9 protein-coding genes are annotated in these 8092 nt (G+C 63.5%); 3 read left to right on the top strand and 6 right to left on the bottom strand.

All coding sequences use genetic code 11. The features are described 5' to 3' along the window. The first annotated feature begins 7 nt into the window (after positions 1-7). A complete protein-coding gene (locus NKH22_RS26075) occupies positions 8-556 on the top strand; it encodes an NADPH-dependent FMN reductase (RefSeq protein WP_023821954.1) in 549 nt (182 codons plus the stop codon). A gap of 84 nt (positions 557-640) precedes the next feature. Here NKH22_RS26075 and NKH22_RS26080 read toward each other — a convergent pair whose 3' ends face one another. Next, positions 641-847: a tautomerase family protein gene (locus tag NKH22_RS26080; protein WP_023683852.1), complete on the bottom strand. Its 207-nt coding sequence runs from the start codon at positions 845-847 to the stop codon at positions 641-643. Positions 848-1012: 165 nt separating this feature from the next. Beyond that, complete coding sequence (locus NKH22_RS26085) at positions 1013-1933, bottom strand: SMP-30/gluconolactonase/LRE family protein (protein ID WP_023671738.1); 921 nt, start codon at positions 1931-1933, stop codon at positions 1013-1015. A 285-nt stretch (positions 1934-2218) separates the two neighbouring features. On the opposite strand from NKH22_RS26085, the gene NKH22_RS26090 reads away from it, so the two are divergent. Beyond that, the gene (locus NKH22_RS26090) at positions 2219-2386 is read left to right on the top strand and encodes a hypothetical protein (RefSeq protein ID WP_023742107.1); all 168 of its coding nucleotides are present in this window, start codon (positions 2219-2221) and stop codon (positions 2384-2386) included. 179 nt (positions 2387-2565) lie between these two features. On the opposite strand, the gene NKH22_RS26095 is transcribed toward NKH22_RS26090, so the two are convergent. The 4 genes from NKH22_RS26095 to ccmA form a co-directional block, all read right to left on the bottom strand. Further along, positions 2566-3147, bottom strand: coding sequence for a DsbE family thiol:disulfide interchange protein (locus NKH22_RS26095; RefSeq protein WP_023821953.1), 582 nt, complete (start codon positions 3145-3147; stop codon positions 2566-2568). Beyond that, entirely contained in the window at positions 3144-3335 is a 192-nt protein-coding gene (gene ccmD / locus NKH22_RS26100; protein WP_023671735.1) for a heme exporter protein CcmD, read from the bottom strand. Before ccmD ends, NKH22_RS26095 begins: the two co-directional genes overlap by 4 nt. 122 nt (positions 3336-3457) lie before the next feature. Then, positions 3458-4123, bottom strand: coding sequence for a heme exporter protein CcmB (ccmB, locus tag NKH22_RS26105; RefSeq protein WP_023698868.1), 666 nt, complete (start codon positions 4121-4123; stop codon positions 3458-3460). 229 nt (positions 4124-4352) lie between these two features. Then, positions 4353-4958, bottom strand: a complete 606-nt coding sequence (gene ccmA, locus NKH22_RS26110; protein WP_023671732.1) for a heme ABC exporter ATP-binding protein CcmA — start codon at positions 4956-4958, stop codon at positions 4353-4355. A gap of 285 nt (positions 4959-5243) precedes the next feature. Here ccmA and acnA point away from each other — a divergent pair, with 285 nt between their 5' ends. Then, entirely contained in the window at positions 5244-7934 is a 2691-nt protein-coding gene (acnA, locus tag NKH22_RS26115; protein ID WP_023821952.1) for an aconitate hydratase AcnA, read from the top strand. The last annotated feature ends 158 nt before the right edge of the window (positions 7935-8092 follow it).

An 8092-nucleotide genomic window follows, 5' to 3' on the forward strand; every position in this document is an offset into this window, starting at 1 on the left:
TTTCCCCGTGATCGAACTCCTCGCCATCTCCGGCAGCCTGCGCGCCGCCTCGACCAATTCGGCGCTGCTGGCGGCGCTGTCCGCGAACGCGCCTTCGGATTGCCGCGTAACTGTCTATGACGGGCTCGGCCTGCTGCCGATCTTCAACCCGGATGACGAAGGCGAGCGCACACCGGCCGAGGCCATGCGGCTGATCGAGGCCGTCACCAGCGCCGACGGCATCATCGTCTCCTGCCCCGAATATGCCCATGGCGTGCCCGGCGGCATGAAAAACGCGCTCGACTGGCTGGTCTCACGCGACGCCGCAGTCGGCAAGCCCGCCATGCTGGCCCACGCCTCCGCGCGCTCGCTCTACGCCCGCGCAGCGCTTGCGGAGATCATGCGGACGATGTCGTTTGCGCTTTGTGAGGACGCGGTTCTGGAGATTGCCTTGCTCGGCAAGAAACCGCCGGAGATGGAAGCGATCCTGGGAGAGAACGAGAACCTGCGGGCCATGCGCGAAGCGGTGCAGGTTTTCGCGAGTTTTATACGCGCAGACGTTGCCTCGTCATCCTAGGGCGGAGCAAGGAGCGAAGCGACGCGGCGCAGACCCTAGGATGACGAACGAAAGGGTGCGGCCGCACCCCAACGTGCCGCTGTGCTACCCCTTCCGCAACGTCTCGACATCGGTCACACCGACATACCAGTCGCGCGCGTTGACCTCTTCGAACACCACCCAGACGTCGTCATTGCTAAGCCCGGTGGCGTCCATGATGGCCGCCGTGACCTTTTTGGCGATGTCGGCCTTCTTGCCAGCGGGATCAGCGGCGATCACTTCCTTGACGATGCGGATGTTGACGAATGGCATGACGTCCTCCCCTTGAATTGTGTCTGATACCGCCGCCGCTGGGCGGCTTCGAAATCCGCTCCGGCGAACCGCTTGGCGGCGGTTCCGGCGGCCGCCGCGCAACAGGCGCCGCGGACATGCGCAGAAACGCCATCAAGGGCCGCCAGAGAAGCGTTTCCAGCAGCCTCAATACGTCTTCGCCCCGTTCACCATCAGCCGCACCATGTAGAGCGACGTGGTGCCGGCGATGTAGAGGCAGTTCAGCTTGTTGCCGCCGAACACGCAATTGGCGGTCACTTCCGGCACCTTGACCTTGCCGATCAGCGTGCCGTCGGGATCGTAGCAATGGATGCCGTCGGCGGCACTGGTCCAGATGCGGCCGGCCTCGTCGAGCCGGAAGCCGTCGAACAGGCCGGCCGTGCAGTCGGCGAACACCTTGCCGCCCGACACCTTCTTGCCGTGCTTGCCGACGTTGAAGACCCGCATATGCGCGGGGTTTTGCGCGCCATGCGTGCGGCCGGTGTCGACGACATAGAGCTGGCTTTCATCCAGCGAAAAGGCAAGCCCGTTCGGCCGGACCATGTCGGTGATCACGGCCTCGACCTCGCCCGTATCCGGATCGACCCGGTAGACATTGCAAGCGCCGATCTCGCTTTCGGCCTTGTCGCCCTCATAGTCGGTGTCGATGCCGTAGCTCGGATCGGTGAACCAGATCGAGCCGTCGGATTTCACGACCGCGTCATTGGGCGAATTCAGCCGCTTGCCTTTCCATTCGGCCGCGATGGTGGTGACGGAACCGTCATGCTCGGTGCGGCTGACGCGGCGGCCGGAATGCTCGCACGTCACCAGTCGGCCCTGGCGGTCGACGGTGTTGCCGTTGGAATTGCCGGAGGGCTGACGGAAGACGCTCACATTGCCGTCGGTCTCGTCATAGCGCAGCATCCGGTTGTTGGGGATGTCGGACCAGACGACATAGCGGCCGGCGGCGAACCAGGCCGGCCCTTCCGCCCACTGACATCCGGTAAACAGCTTTTCCACCTGGGCGTTGCCGTTGAACAGCCGCGCGAAACGCGGATCGAGAATTTCGTAATAGTCTGCGGTCGCCATGCATTTCCTCCGGGCATCACGTGACGCGCGGATCAAGCCAGCCTGCGGGCGCGATGGCAAGGTGGCGCAGGCGCAATTGTAAGACAAAAGGTGCCCGGCCGGCATGGCCCGCCAGCCTGTCCGGCCGTTTATGGTGCTGTTAGCGCTGTATTAACCCGCTATGCGCCCTGTGCAATGGTGCATTGCAACATCTTCTTTTTGCATCGCACCATTCCTATGTCATGGTGCGAACGACCAAGGGAGGAACAATTCACCGCTGATATGCGGTACGAAAGGACCCTTGCTATGGCTTTTGACAACCTCTTCTCCCGCGCGCGCACCTCGATGGCCAAGCGCCGCCACTACAACCGCCTCGTCGCGGAAATCGAAAACCTGACGAGCCGCGATCTGGCCGACCTGCGCGCCGACCGCTCGGAAATGCTCTACCAGGTCCACAAGCAGATCTACGGCTGAGCTTTCGGACGTCAGCGGGGCACCGCCCCCGGATTGCCAAACCGAATTGCATGAGCAATTCGGACAATCCGACCTCTCCCCTCGGGGAGAGGAGCTAGCCTGTGCCGATGCTTCCCTCTTCTCCCCCGCGGGGATAAGGTGGCCGCGCAGCGGCCGGATGAGGGGGCATGGCGCCAACGTCAGCCCGGTGCCGCGAGCGCCTTTTCAATCTGCGGCAACAGAACATCCCTCGCCGACTCCCCTGTCAGCGGCCCGACATGCTTGTAGGCAATCTTGCCGTCCTTGCCGATGACGAAGGTTTCCGGCACGCCGTAGACGCCCCAGTCGATGGCCGTGCGGCCGGCCTCGTCGACACCTATCGCCTGGAACGGATTGCCGAGATCACCAAGGAACCGGCGCGCGTTTTGCGCTTGGTCCTTGTAGTTTAGCGCGGCCATGACCAAGCGCTTGTCCTGCGACAGCTGCAAGAGCACCGGATGCTCTTCCCGGCACGGCGCGCACCACGATGCAAAGACGTTGACCAGCGTTACCTTGCCGGCGAAGGCTTTCGAATCCAGCCCGGGCAGGTTTGACCCTTCCAGCGCCGGCAGGTTGGTCTGCGGCGCCGGCAGGCCGATCAGCGCCGACGGCACTGCCGCCTCATCGCGTCCCGACAAAAGCTGCGACAGGAACAATCCGGCGAGGCCGAGAAAAACCAGCAGCGGCAACAGCACGATCAGGCGGCGGCGCGGCGACGCCGGCGTTTCGCTTTCCGTGCTCATGGCTTGCTGGCCCCAGTGCTGGCCCCAGTACCGGCTTTGTCCGAGCGACGCCGCACGCCGGCCGCTTCGAGGTCTGCCAGTTCGCGCTTGCGGGTCCGCTGGTCGAGCAGGATCCAGCCGATCAGCCCGGCCAGCACGATCACCGTGATGCCATAGGCGGCCGCGACATAGAGTGCGTGTGCACTCATGCGCTTCGCTCCCCTTCCACCGTCACTTCGTCGTGCTCGATCATGGCCTTCCCATAGCTTTGCGGCTTTCTTAGCTTTGCGGCTGGGGCTTCGCAATTGATCGTCGCGCCGCAGCGGTCATATCAGTCCGTTCCATGCCGCAGCGCCAGTGCTGCTGCCACCGGACCTAGCACGGCAAGAAACAGCGTCAGCGCGGCAAGAATGAGGAAGGGCTGCAGGAACGGATCAGGGTCGGCCACCGCGCCGTAGCTCGCCGACACCCCGAAGATCAGCACCGGGATGGTCAGCGGCAACACCAGCACCGAGATCAGCAGCCCGCCGCGCGGCAGCGCCACCGCCACCGCCGCCCCGACCGCGCCGATGAAAGTGATCGCCGGCGTGCCGACCAGCAGCGTGAGCGCGGTGGCGCCGATGCTGAGCGGCTCCATGTTCATGAACAGGCTCAGCAGAGGTGCCGCAACCACCAGCGGCAGAACGCTGCCCGCCCAATGCGCCAGGCACTTCACCAGCACCGTCAACGCCAGCATGTGGCGGTCATTGCCCAGCACCAGAAGATCGAGCGACCCGTCTTCGCGATCGGCCTGAAACAGCCGGTCGAGGCCGAGCAGGCAGGCGAGCAGAGCGCCGATCCAAAGGATCGCCGGACCGATGCGGGCGAGCAGCTTCAGGTCCGGTCCGACACCGAAGGGGATGGTGGCGATGACGGCGAGGAAGAAGATGACGCTGGTGAGCGCTCCGCCGCCGGCCCGGATGGAGAGGCGGATGTCGCGCAGGAAGAGGGCTAGCATTGCCAAGCCGCGCCTGCCGTTTGATCGCCATCTTGCCGAAGGTGGCGTTCCTTCACACCCCCCTCTGTCCTCCCGGACATCTCCCCCGCAAGGGGGGAGATTGGCAGCTCCGTTGCTGACGCCTCTTTTTCAATGCCGGTGATTGGCGAAAGCCGGCATGACATCTGATCTCCCCCCCTGCGGGGGAGATGCCCGGCAGGGCAGAGGGGGGTGGGCGGGAATGCCGACATCACCCTGTTGCTCCCATCCTCAATTCCTTCGCCCCATCCAATCCCAGCGGCAAGTGCGTCGCCGCGACAATAATCCCGCCCTCCGCGCAATGCCTCGTCATCAGCCCCGCAAACCGCGCCTCCGAAGCCTTGTCCAGCCCAGCCGTCGGCTCATCCAGCAGCCACAGCGGCTTATGACTGACCAGCAATTTCGCAATTGCCGCGCGCCGCCTTTGCCCGGTCGACAGATAGCCGAAAGGCAGATGGCCGATGCCGCCGAGACCAACCGTCTCCAGCGCCTCTCCGACACCCAACTGCCCATCGCCGTTGAAATCGCGCCAGAAGCGCAGATCCTCCGCCACGCTGAGCGCCGTCTTCATTGCATTGAGGTGGCCGAGATAGTGGACCGCCGAAGCGATCGTCGGAAACCTCTCGCCGCCCTCGATGCGCACATCGCCTTGCGCCTTCGGCAGCAGCCCGGCGATGACCCTGAGCAGCGTCGATTTGCCCGAGCCGTTCGGCCCGGTGACGACCAGCACCTGGCCCTTGTCGAGCGCAAAACCGATGCCGGAAAAGACCGTCTCGCCGCCGCGTTCGCCGCCCAGATTTTCGGCAATCAGCCGCATGCCTGCCCGTCCCGAAAACTTTACCGCGCGATAGCTGCCGCATCGCACAAATTTGCTCCGCAACTGTCTAGAACTATTCCAGAAAATTCTCTATATGCGGGACATCCGTGCCAGCGGTCGGCACGGGAACAGAATTTGCGCCGAACCAGCGCACGCGCCGCCTTGAACGGCTCGGGTTGGCTGGGAACGGACAGCGGAAATGGCCGTACCCGCACCTTTGCGCGTGATTGCATGCCCATCGGCGTCCGTTCCCTTTCAGGCTGAACAGACAAGGACGGACCGCACGTGTCAAAATCCCTCGACAGTTTCAATTGCCGCCGCACCCTCACCGTGGGTGGCGCGGACTATGTCTATTACAATCTGGTCGAGGCCGAGAGGAACGGCCTCACCGGCATTGCCCAGCTGCCTTATTCGATGAAGGTGCTGCTGGAAAACCTTTTGCGCAATGAAGACGGCCGCTCCGTCACCAAGGACTCTATCCAGGCTGTTGCCGGCTGGCTGACCGACAAGGGCACCGCCGGCGTCGAGATCGCCTATCGCCCCGCGCGTGTCCTGATGCAGGATTTCACCGGCGTTCCGGCGGTGGTCGACCTGGCCGCCATGCGCGACGGCCTCAAGGCGCTCGGCGGCGATCCGCAGAAGATCAACCCGCTGGTGCCGGTCGACCTCGTCATCGACCACTCCGTCATCGTCGACGAATTCGGCACGCCACTGGCCTTTGCTAGGAATGTCGAGCTCGAATATGAGCGCAACGAAGAGCGCTATAAATTCCTGAAATGGGGCCAGCAGGCGTTCCGCAATTTTCGCGTCGTGCCGCCCGGCACCGGCATCTGCCATCAGGTCAACCTCGAATATCTCGGTCAGGTCGTCTGGACCAACACGGAAGACGGCGAAACGACCGCCTATCCCGACACCTGCGTCGGCACCGATTCGCACACCACTATGATCAACGGCCTTGGCGTGCTCGGCTGGGGCGTCGGCGGTATCGAGGCCGAGGCGGCGATGCTCGGCCAGCCGGTTTCCATGCTGTTGCCCGAAGTCATCGGCTTCCGCCTTACCGGCAAGCTCAGGGAGGGCATCACCGCCACCGACCTCGTACTGACCGTCACCCAGATGCTGCGCAAGAAGGGCGTCGTCGGCAAGTTCGTCGAGTTCTTCGGCCCGGGCCTGTCCAACATGACGCTGGCCGACCGCGCCACCATCGGCAACATGGCGCCCGAATATGGCGCCACCTGCGGCTTCTTCCCGGTCGATGGCGAGACCATCCGCTACCTCACAATGTCGGGCCGCGAGGAAAGCCGCATCGCCCTGGTCGAAGCCTATTCCAAGGCGCAAGGCATGTGGCGTGACGCCGGCTCGGCCGACCCTGTCTTCACCGACCTGCTCGAACTCGAGCTCGACAGCGTCGTGCCGTCGATGGCAGGTCCCAAGCGTCCCGAAGGCCGCGTTCCGCTCGAAGGCATTCCGGCCGGCTTCGCCAAGGCGATGGAGACCGAGTACAAGAAGGCTGCCGAAATCCACAAGCGCTATGCCGTCGAAGGCACCGACCATGATCTCGGCCATGGCGATGTCGTCATTGCCGCCATCACGTCCTGCACCAACACCTCGAATCCGAGTGTGCTGATCGGCGCCGGCCTCTTGGCGCGCAACGCCAACCGGCTCGGCCTCAACCAGAAGCCGTGGGTGAAGACCTCGCTGGCGCCGGGCAGCCAGGTGGTCGCCGAATATCTGGAAAAGTCCGGCCTGCAGAAGGAGCTCGACCAGATCGGCTTCAACCTGGTTGGTTTCGGCTGCACCACCTGCATCGGCAATTCGGGCCCGTTGCCAGCGCCGATCTCCAAGACCATCAACGATAAGGGCCTGATCGCCGCCGCGGTGCTCTCCGGCAACCGCAATTTCGAAGGCCGCGTTTCGCCTGACGTGCAGGCGAACTATCTGGCGTCGCCGCCGCTGGTGGTAGCCCATGCTTTGGCCGGCACCGTCACCAAGGACCTGACCACCGAGCCACTCGGCGAAGGCCGCGACGGCAAGCCGGTCTATCTCAGGGATATCTGGCCGAGTTCGGCCGAGATCCAGGAGTTCATCGAGAAGAACGTCACACGTGAGCTGTTCGCCCGCAAATATGCCGACGTCTTCAAGGGCGACGAATACTGGCAGAACGTCAAGGCGCCGGAAGGCCAGACCTATGCCTGGGACGACAACTCGACCTATGTGCAGAACCCGCCCTATTTCGCCGGCATGACCTCCGGTTTCGGCAAGATCGGCGACATCAAGGGCGCGCGCGTGCTCGGCCTGTTCGGCGACAAGATCACCACCGATCACATCTCACCGGCCGGTTCGATCAAGGCCGCTTCCCCGGCCGGCAAATACCTCACCGACCATGGCGTCGGCGTTGCCGACTTCAACCAGTACGGCACAAGGCGCGGCAACCATGAGGTGATGATGCGGGGCACCTTCGCCAACATCCGCATCCGCAACCACATGCTGGGCGAGAACGGCCGCGAGGGCGGCTACACCATCCACTACCCGTCGAAGGAAGAGGAATCGATCTACGACGCGGCGATGAGATACAAAAAGGAAGGCGTGCCGCTGGTCATCTTCGCCGGCGTCGAATACGGCAACGGCTCCTCGCGCGACTGGGCAGCTAAAGGAACGAATCTCCTCGGTGTCCGTGCCGTCATCGCCCAGTCCTTCGAGCGCATCCATCGCTCCAACCTGGTCGGCATGGGCGTCATCCCCTTCGTCTTCGAGGAAGGCACCTCATGGGCCTCGCTCAACCTCAAGGGTGACGAGCTGGTCGAGATCGACGGCATAAGCACCATCAAGCCACGCCAGACGATGATCGCCAAGGTGACCTATGGCGATGGCACCGTGAAGAACGTGCCGATCATCTGCCGCATCGATACGCTGGACGAACTCGACTACTTCAAGAATGGCGGCATTTTGCAATACGTGCTGCGCGATCTGGCCGCGTAGCGGCCAGGGCTTAGGCAGTAGGGATTGAGCGGTAGCGGGGAACGACATCCCCTACTCCCTACTCCCTACTCCCTACTCCCTACTCCCTACTCCCTACTCCCTAGTCCCTAGTCCCTAATACCTACTCCCTACTACCTAGACCCTTCTACATGAGTCTT

It is taken from the genome of Mesorhizobium sp. M1252 (assembly GCF_040318265.1).
Classification (GTDB): Bacteria; Pseudomonadota; Alphaproteobacteria; order Rhizobiales; family Rhizobiaceae; genus Mesorhizobium.